The organism is Lentzea fradiae (genome assembly GCF_900100955.1).
Taxonomy (GTDB): Bacteria; Actinomycetota; Actinomycetes; order Mycobacteriales; family Pseudonocardiaceae; genus Lentzea; species Lentzea fradiae.
Genome location: NZ_FNCC01000011.1, coordinates 242189 through 259614, shown reverse-complemented (window position 1 = coordinate 259614; position 17426 = coordinate 242189). Strand labels below are relative to the sequence as shown.

Genomic DNA, 17426 nt, shown 5'->3' with positions numbered 1-17426 from the left:
TGTACGTCGGGGCGGTGCACAAGTCTTCAGCGGTTTTCAGCGGTTGAGGCTTTGTGGCGGCCTGCGGCGGCGAGCAGCGCGGGATACGTCAACACGCGCGGCATCAAGCCACCGCGTCGATCACGCCGAGCTTGAGGAGCTCGCCCTCGCCGAGGCAACCCGACCAGTGTAGGTGAGGGGGGATCGGGGAGGCCAACCGGGGGGTGGGTGGGTGTGCGATCGGCGGCCTGCGTGCGGGGGGTGCTCCACCCGGGGTTCGGCCTCGGACCCCCGGCAATCTGATCGGGGGCCCCACCGCACCCGGCTCGCAAAAGCGGGGCCTCCCTGCCACGTCGCGGCAGGGAGGCCCGTGTGTCGTGCGTCAGGCGTTGCCGTCGAACAGGGAGGTGACCGAGCCGTCCTCGAAGACTTCCTGGATCACGCGGGCCAGGAGGGGGGCGATGGAGAGCACGGTCATGTTCGGGAAGCGCTTCTCGGCCGGGATCGGCAGGGTGTCGGTGAAGACGACCTCGCGGACGCCCGAGTCCTGGAGGCGTTGGGTTGCCGGGCCGGAGAGGATGCCGTGCGTGGCCGCGATGACCACGTCGGAGGCGCCCTCGTTGAGGAGCTGCTTGACCGCGCCCGCGATAGTGCCGCCGGTGTCGACCATGTCGTCGATCACGATGCAGAGGCGGTCCTTGACGTTGCCGACCACCCGGTTCGAGACGACCTCGTTCGGGCGGAGGGGGTCTCGGGTCTTGTGGATGAAGGCGATGGGAGCGCCGCCGAGGGTGTCCGCCCACTTCTCGGCCAGCTTGGTGCGGCCCGCGTCGGGGGAGACGACGGTCAGGTCGTGGCCCGCGTACTTGCCCCTGATGTGGTCCGCCAGGAGGGGCATGGCCCACAGGTGGTCCACCGGGCCGTCGAAGAAGCCCTGGATCTGGGCCGTGTGGAGGTCCACGGAGACCAGGCGGTCGGCGCCTGCCGTCTTGAACAGGTCCGCCACCAGGCGGGCGGAGATCGGTTCGCGGCCCCGGTGCTTCTTGTCCTGGCGGCTGTACGGGTAGAACGGCATGATCACGGTGATGCGCTTGGCGCTGGCGCGCTTCAGGGCGTCGACCATGATCAGCTGTTCCATCAGCCACTGGTTGATGGGGGCGGTGTGCGACTGGATGACGAAGGCGTCACAGCCTCGGACGGACTCCTCGAAGCGGACGAAGATCTCGCCGTTCGCGAAGTCGTACGCCTGCTGCGGGGTCACCGTGACGTTGAGGTGCTTCGCCACCTCCTCCGTCAGCTCCGGGTAGGCACGCCCGCCGAAGAGCATCAGGTTCTTCTTCGGTGTGCCGGGCATCTGCGGGTTCACGGTCAGCGACCCTCCTGTGTCTTCTCGTCCGCATTCTGCTTCGCGAGGGCTGCTGCCGCCGCCTGAGCCGCGGCGGTGCCCTCACGACGGCTGAGGACCCAGCCTTCGAGGTTGCGCTGTGGGCCGCCGGACACCGCCAGGGCGCCGGGTGGGACGTCGCGGCGCAGGACCGTGCCCGCGCCCGTGTACGCGCCGTCGCCCACCGTGACCGGTGCCACGAACATGTTGTCCGAGCCGGTGCGGCAGTGGGAACCGACGATCGTGCGGTGTTTGTTCACGCCGTCGTAGTTGACGGTCACGGAGGCGGCGCCGATGTTGCTGTGGTCGCCGATCGTGGCGTCGCCGATGTAGGAGAGGTGGGGGACCTTCGAACCTTCGCCGATCGTCGAGTTCTTGGTCTCGACGAACGTGCCGATCTTGCCCTTCACGCCTAGAGAAGTGCCGGGGCGCAGGTAGGCGAACGGGCCGACGGTCGCGTTGTCGCCGATCACCGAGTCGCTGCCGTGGGTGCGCACGACGGTCGCGCCCGCGCCCACCGTCACCCCGGACAGGGTGGTGTCCGGGCCGACGACGGCGCCCGCTCCGACGGAGGTGCCCGCGCGGAGCTGCACGTTCGGCTCGATCAGGGCGTCCTGGCCGACCGTCACGTCCGCGTCGACCCAGACGGTGGCCGGGTCGACGACGGTGACGCCGGAGCGCATCAGGGACTCGACGAGGCGGCGGTTCATCTCGGCGCCGACGGCCGCGAGCTGGACGCGGTCGTTGATGCCCTCGACGAGCCAGCGGTCGGACGCGACCAGCGCGCCGACGCGCAGGCCGTCGCCGCGGGCGATGCCCAGGACGTCGGTCAGGTAGAGCTCGCCCTGCGCGTTGTCGGTGGACAGTCGCGACAGGCCGGAGCGCAGCACCGCCGCGTCGAACGCGTAGACGCCCGAGTTGATCTCGGTGATGCGCTGTTCCTCGGGGGAGGCGTCCTTCTGCTCCACGATCCGCAGGACGGTGCCGTCGGCGTCGCGGACGATCCGGCCGTACCCGGTGGGGTTCTCCACCTCTGCGGTCAGGACGGTGACGGCGTTGCCCGCGGAGGAGTGCTCGGCGAGCAGCGCCCGGAAGGTCTCGGTGTCGAGCAGCGGCACGTCGCCGTAGCTCACGATCACGGTGCCGCCCAGGTCGCCGGGCAGCTCGGCGAGGCCGCAGCCGACCGCGTGGCCGGTGCCCTTCTGCTCGGCCTGCACCGCGACGGTGACCTTGCGGCCGAGCGCGCCCGCGAGTGCTTCCAGATGCTCGGTGACTGCTTCGCGGCCGTGGCCGACGACGACGGCCAGGTGGTCGGGGTCTGTGCCGGCCGCGGCGCGGACCGCGTGTTCGACGAGTGAGCGTCCGGCGATCCGGTGCAGCACCTTGGGCGTGGACGACCGCATGCGGGTGCCTTCCCCGGCGGCGAGCACGACCGTGCTGACAGGGCCCTCGAGCATCAATGCTCTCCCTAACAGGCTGGGTGGTTCGAAGTCCGCGGACCAGCCTAAGCCTCCTGGGAGGGCTCCCCCGCCACCGCCGCGACCTGGCAGCCGCCCTGGCGCTTCGCCACGTACATCGCCGAGTCGGCCCTCGACAGGGCCCTGGTGGCGGTTTCCCGCGGGCGCAACGAGATGACGCCGACGGACAGCGTCACGCCGCGGGAGAGGTCCTTTGGCAGTCCTGCCACCGCATCCACGGCCCTGCCCAGTGCCGCCTCCGCGGCGTGCAGGGGTGCGCCGGGCAGCAGCACCACGAACTCGTCGCCGCCGTAGCGCGCCACCATGTCGTCACCCCGCAGGGCCTGCCGGAGTGTGCTGGCAATCACCCGGAGGACATCATCACCCTCGGCGTGCGAGTGACGGTCGTTGACGCCCTTGAACCCGTCCAAATCGACCAGTGCGATCGAAAACGGGTCGATCTGGCTCGCGATGAGCTCGCTCATCTTGTCGTCGAGCGCGCGGCGGTTCGGCAGGCCGGTCAACGGGTCCTGCAACGCCTGCTGCGCGATGGCGCCGTGGGCGCGGGTCAGCCGTTCGTGTTCGCGGCGGGTCTGCAGAGTGGCCACACGGGACTCCCGCATCTGCCACAGCTCCTGCTCCAACGCCGCGTTGTAGGCGTGCAGCGCGGACGTGGTGTGCGGGCCGCACAGGTGGGCGTACTCCCGTTCGAGTGACAGCACGAGCGACGGCTCGGACGTGTCGTGCTCCATCTGCGTGCGCGTGTCGTCGAGGACCTTCAGCGCGTCGTCCACGCGGCCCGCCTCGACCAGGCAGCGGGCCAGCGCGATGGCGACGATGATCAGCTCCCGCGCGTACATCGACAGGCCGCGCAACGACCACAGCCGGTCGAGGTGCTCCTCGCCGGGGTCGGTGAGCGCGTGGGCGGCGCCCAGGATCGGCACCTGCTCGGCGGCGGCGAGGTCGCGCCTGCCGGGGTGCAGGGACTGCCGGAACGGCACCTCCGCTGCCTCGGCGAGCCCGGCGGCCACCCGGAACTGCTCGTCCGCGGCCTCGCGCAGGTCCACCCGTTCGAGCCGCAGGCCCCAGCCGATCCGCAGCCGGGCCCTGTTGACCAGGTGCACGTAGATCTGGTGCGGCTGGCCGCTCTCGCGCAGCGCGTGGTTCGCGCCCGCCAGCACGTCGTCGGCCATCTCGTAGACGCCGAGCTGGGTCAGCACCAGGGCGATGTCCTGCAACGTCGTCGCGAGCAGCTGGTCCCAGATGCGCTTGTCGATGACCGGGTCGACCTCCGGCTGCTCGTCGAGCATCATCGCGAGCGCCGCCGCGATCTCGGTGAGCGCCTTGTCCTCGGCGTTGCCGAGCAGGAACCGGCGTCCGCGCAACGCCCGCGCGTCCGCCTCCAGCACGATCAGGCCGTGCCGGCGGCAGTGGGCGAGCATCTCGTCGAGCTGCGGGTCGGACATGTCGACGAGGCCCGGCGTGACGAGCCGGACCACGGCCGCGGCCCTGAGCAGCTGCGCGACGATGCGCGGTTCGCCGCGGCCCTGCGCCTCGGCCAGGATGTTGTCGATCTCGGAGGTCGCGTCCAGCTGGGCGGCGAGATGGCTGCTCTGGGCGACGGCGACAAGCTCGCTCGCGCGGCCCACCAGCCACGCGTCGGACATCTCGTGGTGGCGGTGGCCCACGTTGCCCTGCTCGTCGACCGATTCCTCGGGCAGCGCCGCACCTCCCAAAGACACCTTGACCCTGCGCGCTCAAGGCCCCTGCTCCGCCACCAGGATTCGAACCTGGACCATCGGAACCAAAATCCGAGGTGCTGCCTTTACACCATGGCGGACCGGGCGGGCTCGCACCCGTCCTGCGCACATGTTGTCACGAGACCTCCCGCCCTTGTCCAACCACCACTCGTCCGGCTCAGACCATGATCACGTTCGCACGCCGACCGACCTGGTCAAGAAGTCGCCGAGCGCCCCGGCGTACGTGTCCGTCGCCACATTCCAGCCGGAGGTGTGGTCGGCGTCCGGGATCTCGACGTAGCGCAGCGGCCAGCCCAGTCCGTCCGCCGCGGCGGCGAGGTCGCGAGAGGACTGCGCGGGCACGGTGCCGTCGGCGGAACCGTGCAGGACCAGCGTCGGAGGCTTGTGCGCGGGCGGGTTGCGGACCAGGTCGAACCGGTCGAAGTCGAGGTCGGCGCGCCAGCCGGAGACGACCTCGGCGACCGGTGTGAGCCAGGTCGGCACGCCGCGGTTGCGGGCCTGGAGGTTCAGCGTCTGCGTCCAGTTCGTGACGGGGGAGTCGAGCACCACCCCGCTGACGGCCGGTGCGAGCTCGGAGCGGGAAAGCAGCTGGCCGACGAGGGCGCCACCCATCGACCAGCCGTAGAGGACGACGTTGCGCGCGCCCCGCGACCGGGCGTACCGGATCGACGCCTCGACGTCGCGCCACTCGGTGTCGCCGAGGTGGTAGAGCCCGTCGGGCGACGGGGGCGCGTCGGGGTCGTTGCGGTAGGTGATCAGCAGGACGGGCAGCCCGGCTTTGTGCAACTGCGGAACGACGCGCAGCGCCTCCTCGCGGGACGCGCCCCGCCCGTGCACCGTGATGACCCACGTGTCCTGGTTCGCGGCGGGGACGAGCCACGCGGGGAGCTCTCCCAGCTCCGACGGCACCCTGACCTCGCTGTAGACCATGCCCAGCGCCTTCTTCGGGTCGCCGTCGTAAAGGTCGGTCTCGACGCGCACCTTCGTGCCCTCCGGCGGCGCGGTGCCGCCGAGCAACGGCCGTTCGACGCGCCCGTCCGCGTTCGAGACGACGTCGCCGATCTTCGCGGCGCCACCGGGCCAGACGATGCCGTACGTGCCGCGCAGCGTCGTCAGCTTCGACTCGGCGAGCACCACGTTCCCGGCGGCGGTGCCGAGCGACGTCTCCGGGTAGCGCTGCGGCCGTGCCTCGGCGGGCTTGAGCAGCTCGTTGCTGTAGTACCACCCGACGCCGCCCAGCGCGCCCGTGACCAGCACGAGCAGGACGAGCGACGTGACCGCGGCGATGCGGATGATCTTGCGTCTGGCCATGTGCCGATGATGCCCGGTCCCGGTCTCGCCGCGGTCCCGTTCGCTCGGGCCTGCGTAGGCTGGCGCGGTGGCCAGGGTCAGGATGACGGGCAAAGAACGGCGGGAACAGCTCCTGGACGTCTCCCGCGCCCTGTTCGGCGAGAAGGGCTTCGAGGCGACCTCCGTCGAGGAGATCGCCTCACGCGCGGGCGTGTCGAAACCGGTCGTGTACGAGCACTTCGGCGGCAAGGAAGGCGTCTACGCGGTGGTCGTCGACCGCGAGATGCGGCGCCTGATGGACCAGATCGTCGAGGCGCTCGACGGCGGGGCGCACCCCCGTGAGCTGCTCGAACGGGCCGCCTGCGCGCTGCTCGACTACATCGAGGGGTCGACGGACGGGTTCCGCATCCTGGTGCGCGACTCGCCGGTCGCCTCGACCTCCGGCACGTTCTCCTCGCTGCTGAACGACATCGCCTCGCAGGTCGAGCACATCCTCGGCGTGCACTTCGCCCGCCAGGGCTACGACCGCAAGCTGGCCGCCCTGTACGCGCAGGCCCTGGTCGGCATGGTCGCGCTGACCGGCCAGTGGTGGCTGGAGGCCCGCAAGCCGAAGAAGGACGAGGTCGCGGCCCACCTGGTCAACCTGGCGTGGAACGGCCTCGCGGCGATGGACCACAAGCCGGCGCTGCGTTTTCCCCGTTCTTGAGCAGCGGTGATAACGGGCACCCACCCCTCACGCGATGTACTCGGAGCATGACGCTGTCGAGCCGTTCGTCGAGGGGTCGGGCGGCCCGGCAGCCTTACACGTCGCCGGTGAGCCGCAGCAGCTTGTCGTCCGTGCCGTTCGAGGTCGTGAGGTAGAGCGACCCGTCCGGCGCGGTCCTCGCGGCGCGCAGCCGCCCGTACCTGTCGTTCAGCTCGTCGGGGATGCTCACGTTCTGCACCTTCCCGGCCTCGTCGAGGCTGAACAGCAGCAGCTTCGAGCCCTTCAGCGCGGTGACCGCGAGCTTGCCGTTCCAGAACGCCGCCTGGCAGATCGCCTCGGTGGGCGACCCGGACGACCACACCGCGGGCACCGCGTCGGGGAACCGCTCCAGGTCGGTCATCGGCACGCTCTCGTCGTACCCGCCCTTCGTGCCGCCCCGCGACGGGTCCCAGCCGTAGTTGCCACCGGCCTTGAGCAGGTTGACCTCGTCGTCCGTGCTGGGCCCGTGCTCGCTGGAGAACACCTGGTCGGAGTCCGGCCGGAAGACGACGCCCTGCACGTTGCGGTGGCCGTAGGTGAAGATCCGCCGCTCGTTGGCGTCGGCAGAGCCGATGAACGGGTTGCCCGCCGCCCCCTCGCCGGTCTCGGCGTCGATCCGCAGCACCTTCCCGCCGAGGCTGGTGCGGTCCTGCGGGTTGCGGCCCTGCGCGATGTCACCGGTGGCGACGTACATCGTGCCGTCCGGCGCGAGCGTGGGCCGGCACCCGGAGTGCCGCCCGCTGGAGTTCGACGGCATGCCGGTGAGCAGGTCCTTCACCTTCGTGGCCGTGGTGCCGTCGAGCCGGAACGTCACCAGCCGCACGTCGCGGACGGTGTTGTAGCAGAGGGTGAAGCGCTCGCCGCCGGGGTGGACGACGAGGCCCATCAGACCGCCCTCGCCCCGCGCCTGCACGTCCGTCAGGTCGATGTCGACAGGCGTGACCTGGCCGTTCCTGACGAGCTTGAGGGTGCCGGGACGTTCGGTGACGAGGACGGAGCCGTCCTCCAGGAACCCGAGGTCCCAGCCGTGCTGGAACCCGCCCGCGACCTCCTCGACCCGCAAGCCCTGCGGCGCGGGAGCCTTCGACGGCGCGTTGCCGCCTGGTTCCGGCGTGGAGCAGGCCGCGAGGGCCAGGACCGAGACAGCTGCAACCAGTGCGCGCATGTCCCAACTATGCGTTTTGTGTCGTGGTGGTCGCGTAAGGCCGCTTGGACCATCGATATTCGCTGTCCGCTCGCCCGGCCCCGGTGCTAGACACCCGCAGTGCACACCACGCCGGGCTTCTCCGACCTCCTCCGCCTGATCGACGAACGGTCGGCCGCCTTCCGCGCCGCGGTCGCCGCCGCCCCCGACCTGGGCGCGCAGGTCCCCACCTGTCCGGACTGGACCCTCGCCGACCTCGTGCGGCACATCGGCGACGGCCGCAGGACCTGGGCCGCCACCGTCGCCGCGGGTCCGGCGGACGCCAAAGCGGCCCCCGAGCCGGTGCCGATGCCCGAGGGGCGCGACGACCTGCTCGGCTGGCTGGAGGACGCGACGCGGGAGCTCCTCGACGCGCTGGAGGCGGCAGGACCGGACCGCGAGTGCTGGGGTTTCTGGACCACCGCGCCGCGCACCGCCGGGGTCGTGGCCCGCCGCCAGCTGCACGAGGTCGCCGCCCACACCTACGACGCCCAGGTCACCATCGGTGCTCCGCAGCCCGTGCCCGCCGAGATCGCGGTGGACGGCGTGGACGAGTTCCTGCGCATGTTCAACACGACGACCGACCCGTGGCCGCACGAGCCCGAGACCATCCGTTTCGAGGCGGCAGGCCGGTCGTGGTGGCTGCGGCTGGACGGGGAGGGGGCGCGGCTCGTCCCGCGGCGGGACGCCTCCGTCGAGGCCGTCGGGACTGCCCACGACCTGATGCTCGTGCTGTACGGACGGCTCGGCCTGGACGTGCTGGAGGTCCGCGGCGACCGGGGTGTGCTGGAACGGCTGGCCGCCTGGTAGCCCGCCTGAGCGGCGCCGCAACCACCCGATGCGGGTTCGCCGGACGGGCTAAGGTGGGGAGCGAGGCCCCTCGTCCCAGGCAGGGGTCTGTCCGGCGTCGCAACAGCACTTTGACCGGGGTTTCTCTCATGCCGCTGCTCGGCCTGCTCGATGGTGTCCTGCCCGACAAAGCCCTCCGCACGTTGATCGACTCCGCCGGTGTCCCCGAGTTGGCGCTGGACGGCCCGCTGGCCGCCCGCCCGCTCGTCACCGCGGCGCTGTCCACGGTCCGGCCCGTCCTGGCCGTCACGGCGACCGGCAGGGAGGCCGAGGAGCTCACGAACGTCGTCAGGGACCTGATCGGCCCGGACGCGGTGGCGTTCTTCCCGAGCTGGGAGACGCTGCCGCACGAGCGGCTGAGCCCGCGCGCGGACACGGTCGGCGCGCGGCTTCAGGTGCTGCGGCGGCTCAAGCACCCCGAGGGCAACCCGATCAAGGTGCTGGTCACCACGGTCCGCAGCCTCATCCAGCCGATGGCGCCGGACCTGGGCGACTTGGTGCCCGTGCACCTGAAGGTCGGCGAGGAGCAGGACTTCGCCGAGCTCGTCACGCGGCTGGCGGAGAACGCGTACACGCGCGTCGACATGGTCGAGAAGCGCGGCGAGTACGCGACCCGCGGCGGCATCCTCGACATCTTCCCGCCGACCGCGGAGCACCCGTACCGCGTCGAGTTCTGGGGCGACGAGGTCAGCGAGATCCGGCCGTTCTCCGTGCAGGACCAGCGGTCGCTGCCCGAGGAGATCACCGACTTCGTGGCGCCGCCGTGCCGTGAGGTGCTGCTCACCGAGGAGGTGAAGGAGCGCGCCGCCGGTCTCGCCGAGGAGCACCGCTCCGACGCGCACCTCGCGGAGATGCTGGAGAAGATCTCGGGCGGCATCGCGGTCGAGGGCATGGAGGCGTTGATCCCGGCGCTGTGCCCCGGCGAGCTGCAGCTGCTCACCGAGGTCGTCCCGGCGGGCACGCACGTCCTGCTGCACGACCCGGAGAAGATCCGCGCCCGCGCCGCCGACCTGGTGCGCACCGGCCAGGAGTTCCTGGAGGCGTCGTGGATGGCCGCCGCGGCGGGCGGCAAGGCGCCGATCGACCTCGGGCGCAGCGCGTACCAGGGGATCGGCGAGGTCGCCGACCAGGCCAGGGCGAACGACCGTCCGTGGTGGACGCTCAGCCAGCTGACCACTGACACGCCGGACGTCGTGCACCTCGACGTCAAGCCCGTCGAGGCGTACCAGGGCGACGTCGAGCGGGCGTTCGCGGACCTCAAGGCGCACACCGCGACCGGCGGCGCGGCCGTGCTGGTCGTGCCGGGCGCCGGTACCGCGCAGCGCGCCTGTGAACGGCTGCGGGAGGCCGAGGTCTCCGCCGTCTGCCTCGACTCGCTCGACGAGGCGCCGCAGGCGGGCTCGGTGACGGTGGTGCGCGGCTGCCTGGAGGACGGCTTCGTGCTGCCGGACCTCGCGCTGGTGGTGCTGACGGAGACCGACCTGACCGGCGGCCGTGGCGGCACGTCCACCAAGGACATGCGCAAGATGCCGTCGAAGCGGCGCAACGCCGTGGACCCGTTGGCGCTCAAGGCGGGCGACTTCGTGGTGCACGAGCAGCACGGCATCGGCAAGTACGTGGAGATGGTGCAGCGCACGACCAAAGACACCGCGGGCGCTTCGGCCACCCGCGAGTACCTCGTGCTGGAGTACGCGTCGTCCAAGCGCGGCCAGCCCGGCGACCGGCTGTTCGTGCCGACCGACCAGCTCGACGAGGTGAGCCGGTACGTCGGCGGTGAGCTGCCCACGCTCAACAAGCTCGGCGGCAGCGACTGGAAGAACACGAAGTCCAAGGCGCGCAAGGCGGTCAAGCAGATCGCCGCCGAGCTGGTGCAGCTCTACGCGGCCCGGCAGAGCGCCCCCGGCCACGCGTTCGGGCCGGACACGCCGTGGCAGCGCGAGCTGGAGGACGCCTTCGTCTTCACCGAGACGCAGGACCAGATGGCCGCGATCGACGAGGTCAAGGCCGACATGGAGCGCGGCGTCCCGATGGACCGCGTCATCTGTGGCGACGTCGGCTACGGCAAGACGGAGATCGCGGTGCGCGCGGCGTTCAAGGCCGTGCAGGACGGCAAGCAGGTCGCCGTGCTGGTGCCGACGACGCTGCTGGCCCAGCAGCACCTCAACACGTTCGCCGAACGCATGCGCCAGTTCCCGGTGAACATCAAGGGGCTCAGCAGGTTCACCGACGCCGCCGAGTCCGAGCAGACCATCGCTGGACTCGCCGACGGCGAGGTCGACATCGTCATCGGCACGCACCGGCTGTTGCAGAAGACGGTGCGGTACAAGGATCTCGGCCTCGTGATCGTCGACGAGGAACAGCGGTTCGGCGTGGAGCACAAGGAGCACATCAAGGCGCTGCGCACGCACGTCGACGTGCTGACCATGTCCGCGACACCGATCCCGCGCACGCTGGAGATGTCGCTCGCGGGCATCCGCGAGATGTCCACGATCCTGACCCCGCCGGAGGAACGGCACCCGATCCTCACCTACGTCGGCGCGTACGACGACAAGCAGGTGGCCGCGGCCATCCGCCGCGAGCTGCTGCGCGACGGCCAGGTCTTCTTCGTGCACAACAGGGTCTCGTCGATCGAGAAGGCCGCGCGCCGCATCCGCGAGCTGGTGCCGGAGGCGCGCGTCGTCACCGCGCACGGCCAGATGAACGAGGACCGCCTGGAGAAGATCATCCAGGGCTTCTGGGAGCGCGAGTTCGACGTCCTCGTCTGCACCACGATCGTCGAGACGGGTCTCGACATCTCCAACGCGAACACGCTGATCGTCGAACGCGGCGACCTGCTCGGCCTCGCGCAGCTGCACCAGCTGCGCGGCCGCGTCGGCCGTGGCCGCGAGCGCGGGTACGCGTACTTCCTGTACCCGTCCGAGACGCCGCTGACGGAGACCGCGCACGACCGGCTCGCGACGATCGCGCAGAACACCGAGCTGGGCGCGGGCATGGCCGTCGCGATGAAGGACCTGGAGATCCGCGGCGCCGGCAACATCCTGGGCGCCGAGCAGTCCGGTCACATCGCGGGCGTCGGCTTCGACCTCTACGTGCGGCTGGTCGGCGAGGCCGTCGAGGCGTTCCGCCGGCACGCGGGCGCCGACGGCGGCGAGGTCGAGGAGGAGCTCGCCGAGGTGCGGGTGGACCTCCCGGTCGACGCGCACATCCCGCACGAGTACGTGCCGGGGGAGCGGCTGCGGCTGGAGGCGTACCGCAAGATCGCGGCGGCCGCGGACGAGGCGTCGTTGCAGGCCGTCTGGGACGAGCTCAAGGACCGCTACGGCACGCCGCCGGAGCCCGTCGAGCGACTGCTCGGCGTGGCCCGCCTGCGGCACGCCTGCCGCCGCCACGGCGTCACCGAGGTCATCGCGATGGGCCAGAACCTGCGGTTCGCGAAGCTGGAGCTGCGCGACTCGCAGCTGGTGCGGTTGCGGCGCCTGTTCCCGAAGGCCGTCTACAAGCATGCGATGGGGACCGTCACCGTCCCTAGGCCGACGGAGGGAGCGGCGGGCGGCCGGATGGGCGCACCGCAGCTGCGAGACCAGGAACTGCTGGACTGGTGTGGTGCGTTTCTCGACTCACTCGCGGGGACTCCCGTGACCCCGGTCACCACGGCGTGAGAAGGTAGGTCCTCGTGAGCACTGTTCTGAAGCGTTTGTCGCTGGTCGGTGTCGCCGCGCTGCTCGCAGTGACGGTTGTCGGATGCGGCTCCGAGCCCGCGAAGGCCGGTTCGGCCGCGATCGTCGGCGGCCAGACGATCGACCTGGAGACCGTCCAGGACCGCACCGTGACGGTGCTCAAGAAGGAACCCGCCGCCCAGCAGATGCAGGACCAGGGCAAGCTCGACCAGGTCTCGCGGCTGGTGCTGGCGGACGAGATCACCCACCGGATCGCCGACCACGCGGCACAGCGCGAGGGCATCACGGTCGACGAGACCGAGGTGTACGACGCCGTGCAGGAGAAGGGCGGGCCGGAGGAGGCGTCCAAGCAGAGCGAGCAGGACGCCACCACGATCCACCGCCGCCAGCGCGACGTGCTGGTGATGGGCGAGCTGGCCCGCCGCAACCTCACCACCTTGGAGGTCGTGATCGACTTCTTCCAGGTGAGGGACCCCAAGGAGGCCAAGGAGAAGGCCGCGGAGGTCACCGCGGACCCGTCGAAGATGGCGCGGTTCATCCAGGAGGCCCCGCGCACCGCGTCCGGCCAGCAGGCGTCGGCCACCGGCCAGCGGGTGCGCGTCACCGAGAACCCGTCGCTGGTGCACACGATGCTGTGGGGCGTGGAGCCCGGCACCGTCGTCGCCTTCCCCGCCGACGAGCAGCAGGCCAGCTGGATGGTCGCGCTGGTCAAGGAGCGCAACAAGGTCTCCGCCTCTCCCGGCGAGGAGGACCTCGGCGAGCGCATCGACCCGCGCCTGCTCGCGGCGTTCGGCCTGCGCATCGCCCAGTACCTGGCGGCCGACCTCGACATCGAGGTCAACCCCCGCTACGGCGTGTGGGACCCGACCGACGCCACGGTCGTCGGTTCCGCCGGTGAGCGCGCCGGGTTCGTCGGGGTGCCCGCTGCCAGGAAGAAGTCTTGATCACCGTCGTCGTCCTCAGCGAGCGGCTCGGTGACGTGCTGCCCGCTGCCGCCCTGCCCGCGTTGCGCACGGCCAAGGCCGTCTACGCGGGCGAGGGCGTACCGCCGGAGTCCTGGGCGTCCTTCGGCATCGACGGGCCCGCGCCCGCGGTCGTGGAGGACGGGGCGGTGGTGGTCGCGACGTCCGCCGAGCCGTACCCGGACGCCGTCGTCGTCACGACCCCGGAGCCCATGGGCGCCGCCCTGCTCGACGCCGCCGCCGTGATGCACCGGCTGCGGTCGCCGGGCGGCTGCCCCTGGGACGCCGAGCAGGACCACGATTCGCTGCGCCAGTACCTGGTCGAGGAGACCTTCGAGCTGCTGGAGGCGATCGAGGACGGCGACCGCGCGGCCATGCGCGAGGAGCTGGGCGACGTGCTCCTCCAGGTGCTGTTCCACTCGCGCGTAGCCGCCGAGGACGCCGACGACCCGTTCGACATCGACGCCGTGGCGGCCGAACTGGTCGCGAAGCTCGTCAGCCGGCACCCGCACGTGTTCGCGGGCAACGACCCGGCGGTGTTCGACGCGACGTCGCAGGAGCACCGGTGGGAGGAGCTCAAGCAGGTCGAGAAGCGCCGCGAGTCCAGTGTGGACGGTGTCGCGCTCGGCCAGCCCGCGGTGGCGCTGGCGGCGAAGCTGGTGCAGCGCACCAGACGCGCCGGGTTCCCCGTCGACCTGCTGCCGGACGGCGACGACACGGGCACCGCGCTGTTCGCCGTGACCGCGCTCGCGAAGCTCGCCGGTGAGGACCCGGAGACCGAGCTGCGCCAGGTCTGCCGCCGGTTCGCCGCGCACGTCCGCGAGGCGGAGGCCAAGGCGAGGGCCGAAGGTGTGGATTCTCTTTCGGCTGAGGACTGGCGTCGTTTTTGGCCCTCCTGAACGGCTGACCGTGCACTAACGTCGTCACGTGACTTACCTGCGGTATCCGCATCTTCGCGGTGACTTGGTGACGTTCGTGGCCGAGGACGACGTGTGGCTCGCGCCGGTCGACGGGGGAAGGGCCTGGCGCGCGTCCGCCGACCAGGTACCGGTCCGCTCGCCGCGGTTCTCCCCCGACGGTACGCATCTGGCCTGGGCCAGCACGATCGACGGCGCGCCGGAGGTGAGGGTGGCGCCGGTGGAAGGCGGCCCCGCACGCCGGTTGACGCACTGGGGCGTCATCAGGACGTCGGTGTCGGGCTGGACGCCGGACGGGCGGGTGCTCGCGGTGTCCTCGACCGGCCAGATGTCGAGGAACCGCAAGCAGGCGCACGCGGTCCCGCTCGACGGCGGCCCGTCCGAGGTGCTGCCGTTCGGCTGGGTTCACGACGTCTCCTTCGGCCCGGACGGCCAGGTCGTCACGTCGTCCAGCTACATGCAGGAACCGGCGGCCTGGAAGCGCTACCGCGGCGGCACGGCCGGGAAGCTGTGGGTCGACCTCGACGGCAGCGGCGACTTCACCCGCATCCTCGCGGACCTCAAGTCGACGCTGTCGAACCCGATGTGGGTCGACGGGCGCATCGCGTTCCTGTCCGACCACGAGGGCGTCGGCAGCGTGTACTCGGTGCTGCCCGACGGCACCGACCTGCGCCGCCACACGTCCGGGCAGTTCTACGCCCGCAACGCCTCCAGCGACGGCTCGCGGGTCGTCTTCCACCAGGCCGGTGAGCTGTGGCTGCTCGACGGCCTGGAGAACCCGCGCAAGCTCGACATCAAGCTCGGCGGGCCGCGCACCGGCCGCCAGCCGCACCACGTCAAGGCGTCCGGCAACGTCGAGTCGTTCAGCGTCGACCACACCGGTCGTGCCTCCGCCGTCGAGGTCCGCGGCACCGTGCACTGGGTGACCCACCGCGACGGCCCCGTCCGCGCGCTGGCCGACCGGTCCGACGTCCGCGCCCGGCTGCCGAAGGTGCTCGGCGAGACCGGCACCGCGGTGTGGGTGACCGACGTCGAGGGCGAGGAAGCCCTGGAGATCGCGCCGGTGGGCGGCGTGGAACCGGGCAACACGGCCCGCCGCGTCGCGTCCGGGCAGCTCGGCAGGGTCATGTCGCTGGCGGCGGCGCCGGACGGCTCGCGCGTCGGCGTCGCCACCCACGACGGCAGGCTGCTGCTCGTGGACGTGTCCTCCGGCGAGGTGCGCGAGGTCGTCCGCGGGGCGAACGCGCACATCACGAACCTCGCGTTCTCGCCCGACTCGGCGTGGCTCGCGTGGTCGCACCCCGGCCCGTTGCCGTTGCGGCACATCAGGATGGTGAACGCGACGGACCTGTCCACCGTCGACGTCACGCCGCTGCGGTTCTCCGACTTCGCGCCGACGTTCACCGAGGACGGCAAGTACCTGGCGTTCCTGTCGGTCAGGACGTTCGACCCGGTCTACGACGCGCACGTGTTCGACCTGTCGTTCCCGACCGGCTGCCGCCCGTACCTCGTGCCGCTGGCCGCGACGACCCCGTCGCCGTTCGCGCCGATGCACGGCGGACGTCCCGTCGGCGACGAGGACAAGGACTCCGAGGACGACGACGAGAAGACGCCCGTCACCAAGGTCGACCTGGAGGGCCTCGCCGACCGCGTCGTGCCGGTGCCCGTCGCCGCCGCCGACTACGTGGCGCTCAAGGCCGCCAAGGGCGGGCTGCTGTGGCTGCGCAGGCCGCTGCTCGGCGTGCTGGGCGACAACCTCGCGTCACCGGACGCCCGCCCGCCGCGCACGGCGCTGGAACGGTTCGACTTCACCAAGCAGAAGACCGAGTGCCTGGCCGACAGCGCGGACGCGTTCGCGGTGTCCGGCGACGGCAAGCGGATGGTCGTGGAGGACCGCGGCGACCTGCGCGTGGTGCCGACCGACAGCAAGGCCGACGAGGACTCCGCCGACTACGTGGAGATCGACCTGGCACGGGTGCGGGTCGTCGTCGACCCGGCCGCGGAGTGGGCGCAGATGTACGCCGAGAACGGGCGGCTCATGCGCGACCACTTCTGGCGCACCGACATGGGCGGCGTCGACTGGCAGGGCGAGCTCGACCGCTACCGGCCGCTGGTGGCCGAGGTGGGCAGCCACGACGACCTCGTCGACCTGCTGTGGGAGGTGCAGGGCGAGCTGGGGACGTCGCACGCCTACGTGTGGGGGTCTGCGCCTGGCGTTCCCGCTTCTCGCCGGCAGGGGTTGCTGGGGGCGGATCTGGTCCGCTCCGGTTCGGACTGGGTCGTGGAGCGGGTGATCCCCGGTGAGACGTCTGACCCGCACGCTCGGTCGCCGCTGTGTGCGCCCGGCGTGGCCGTTCGGGCTGGGGACGCTCTTGTCGCCGTGGATGGGCGGGCTGTTGGTCCTGCCGGTCCTGGGCCGTTGTTGGTGGGGACGGCCGGGAAGCCCGTCGAGCTGACCGTGCGGCCTGGTGGGGGTGGCGAGCTTCGGCGGGTCGTCGTTGTGCCGTTGGCCGATGAGGAGCCGTTGCGCTACCACGACTGGGTTGCTTCACGACGTGCCTTTACACATTCCCTGTCCGGTGGACGGGTCGGGTATTTGCACGTGCCGGACATGATGGGCGCCGGGTGGGCTCAGCTGCACCGGGATCTTCGGGTGGAGCTTGCTCGTGAGGCTTTGGTTCTGGACGTTCGGGAGAACGGTGGGGGGCACACTTCTCAGCTGGTCATCGAGAAGCTGGCCCGGAAGGTGATCGGGTGGTCCGTTGCCAGGGGGTACACCGCTCCTGAGTCTTATCCGCAGGATGCGCCTCGTGGTCCTGTTGTCGCTGTTGCGGATGAGTACGCGGGGTCTGACGGGGACATTGTGAATGTCGCCATCAAGGAACTGGGAATCGGGCCTGTGGTCGGGGTTCGGACCTGGGGCGGGGTTATCGGGATCGACATGCTTTATTCGTTGGTGGACGGGACCATGGTCACTCAGCCGCGATATGCGTCCTGGTTTGCCGGGCACGGGTGGGATGTCGAGAACTACGGCGTTGATCCGGATGTCGAGGTTGTCGTGACTCCTGCGGATCGGGTCGCCGGGCGGGATCCTCAGTTGGAGAAGGCTGTTGGGATGGCTTTGGAGGCGTTGGAGGTCACGCCGGCCGCTCGGTGGCCTGAGCTGCCGCCGTTGGGGGGCTGATCAAGGACCGGGCCGGCGCCGCGGGCGGGTGGATGGCCG

The 17426-nt window shown here is 71.1% G+C and carries 11 protein-coding genes and 1 tRNA gene; 6 read left to right on the top strand and 6 right to left on the bottom strand.

What is annotated here, in order from left to right:
• Nucleotides 1–361: 361 nt before the first annotated feature.
• The 5 genes from BLT23_RS26760 to BLT23_RS26740 all read right to left on the bottom strand — a co-directional run bounded on the left by BLT23_RS26760 (nucleotide 362) and on the right by BLT23_RS26740 (nucleotide 5891).
• Complete coding sequence (locus BLT23_RS26760) at nucleotides 362–1333, bottom strand: ribose-phosphate diphosphokinase (protein WP_176946943.1); 972 nt, start codon at nucleotides 1331–1333, stop codon at nucleotides 362–364.
• Between the two features lie 14 nt (nucleotides 1334–1347).
• A complete protein-coding gene (glmU, locus tag BLT23_RS26755) occupies nucleotides 1348–2820 on the bottom strand; it encodes a bifunctional UDP-N-acetylglucosamine diphosphorylase/glucosamine-1-phosphate N-acetyltransferase GlmU (protein ID WP_090053589.1) in 1473 nt (490 codons plus the stop codon).
• A gap of 47 nt (nucleotides 2821–2867) precedes the next feature.
• Nucleotides 2868–4562, bottom strand: coding sequence for a GGDEF domain-containing protein (locus tag BLT23_RS26750; protein ID WP_245744187.1), 1695 nt, complete (start codon nucleotides 4560–4562; stop codon nucleotides 2868–2870).
• A 27-nt stretch (nucleotides 4563–4589) separates the two neighbouring features.
• A tRNA-Gln gene (locus BLT23_RS26745) sits at nucleotides 4590–4660 on the bottom strand.
• An 88-nt stretch (nucleotides 4661–4748) separates the two neighbouring features.
• Nucleotides 4749–5891: an alpha/beta fold hydrolase gene (locus BLT23_RS26740; protein WP_090053586.1), complete on the bottom strand. Its 1143-nt coding sequence runs from the start codon at nucleotides 5889–5891 to the stop codon at nucleotides 4749–4751.
• Between the two features lie 82 nt (nucleotides 5892–5973).
• On the opposite strand from BLT23_RS26740, the gene BLT23_RS26735 reads away from it, so the two are divergent.
• Nucleotides 5974–6576, top strand: a complete 603-nt coding sequence (locus tag BLT23_RS26735) for a TetR/AcrR family transcriptional regulator (protein ID WP_090053582.1) — start codon at nucleotides 5974–5976, stop codon at nucleotides 6574–6576.
• 94 nt (nucleotides 6577–6670) lie between these two features.
• On the opposite strand, the gene BLT23_RS26730 is transcribed toward BLT23_RS26735, so the two are convergent.
• Nucleotides 6671–7780: a PQQ-dependent sugar dehydrogenase gene (locus BLT23_RS26730; RefSeq protein ID WP_090053580.1), complete on the bottom strand. Its 1110-nt coding sequence runs from the start codon at nucleotides 7778–7780 to the stop codon at nucleotides 6671–6673.
• Between the two features lie 99 nt (nucleotides 7781–7879).
• Here BLT23_RS26730 and BLT23_RS26725 point away from each other — a divergent pair, with 99 nt between their 5' ends.
• The 5 genes from BLT23_RS26725 (at nucleotide 7880) to BLT23_RS26705 (ending at nucleotide 17387) form a co-directional block, all read left to right on the top strand.
• On the top strand, nucleotides 7880–8608 hold the full coding sequence (locus tag BLT23_RS26725; protein WP_090053577.1) for a maleylpyruvate isomerase family mycothiol-dependent enzyme: 729 nt from the start codon (nucleotides 7880–7882) through the stop codon (nucleotides 8606–8608).
• Nucleotides 8609–8736: 128 nt separating this feature from the next.
• The gene (mfd, locus tag BLT23_RS26720) at nucleotides 8737–12306 is read left to right on the top strand and encodes a transcription-repair coupling factor (RefSeq protein WP_176946933.1); all 3570 of its coding nucleotides are present in this window, start codon (nucleotides 8737–8739) and stop codon (nucleotides 12304–12306) included.
• A gap of 14 nt (nucleotides 12307–12320) precedes the next feature.
• Nucleotides 12321–13268: a SurA N-terminal domain-containing protein gene (locus tag BLT23_RS26715; RefSeq protein ID WP_143036052.1), complete on the top strand. Its 948-nt coding sequence runs from the start codon at nucleotides 12321–12323 to the stop codon at nucleotides 13266–13268.
• Entirely contained in the window at nucleotides 13268–14185 is a 918-nt protein-coding gene (locus tag BLT23_RS26710) for a nucleoside triphosphate pyrophosphohydrolase (protein ID WP_090053865.1), read from the top strand. The genes BLT23_RS26715 and BLT23_RS26710 overlap by 1 nt, the downstream gene beginning before the upstream one ends.
• A gap of 28 nt (nucleotides 14186–14213) precedes the next feature.
• Complete coding sequence (locus BLT23_RS26705) at nucleotides 14214–17387, top strand: S41 family peptidase (protein ID WP_218133897.1); 3174 nt, start codon at nucleotides 14214–14216, stop codon at nucleotides 17385–17387.
• The last annotated feature ends 39 nt before the right edge of the window (nucleotides 17388–17426 follow it).

Coding starts and splice junctions, on each gene's coding strand:
- BLT23_RS26760 (WP_176946943.1), bottom strand. CDS start 1,333: ATGCCCGGCACACCGAAGAAGAACCTGATGCTCTTCGGCGGGCGTGCC.
- mfd (WP_176946933.1), top strand. CDS start 8,737: ATGCCGCTGCTCGGCCTGCTCGATGGTGTCCTGCCCGACAAAGCCCTC.
- BLT23_RS26740 (WP_090053586.1), bottom strand. CDS start 5,891: ATGGCCAGACGCAAGATCATCCGCATCGCCGCGGTCACGTCGCTCGTC.
- BLT23_RS26735 (WP_090053582.1), top strand. CDS start 5,974: ATGACGGGCAAAGAACGGCGGGAACAGCTCCTGGACGTCTCCCGCGCC.
- glmU (WP_090053589.1), bottom strand. CDS start 2,820: ATGCTCGAGGGCCCTGTCAGCACGGTCGTGCTCGCCGCCGGGGAAGGC.
- BLT23_RS26730 (WP_090053580.1), bottom strand. CDS start 7,780: ATGCGCGCACTGGTTGCAGCTGTCTCGGTCCTGGCCCTCGCGGCCTGC.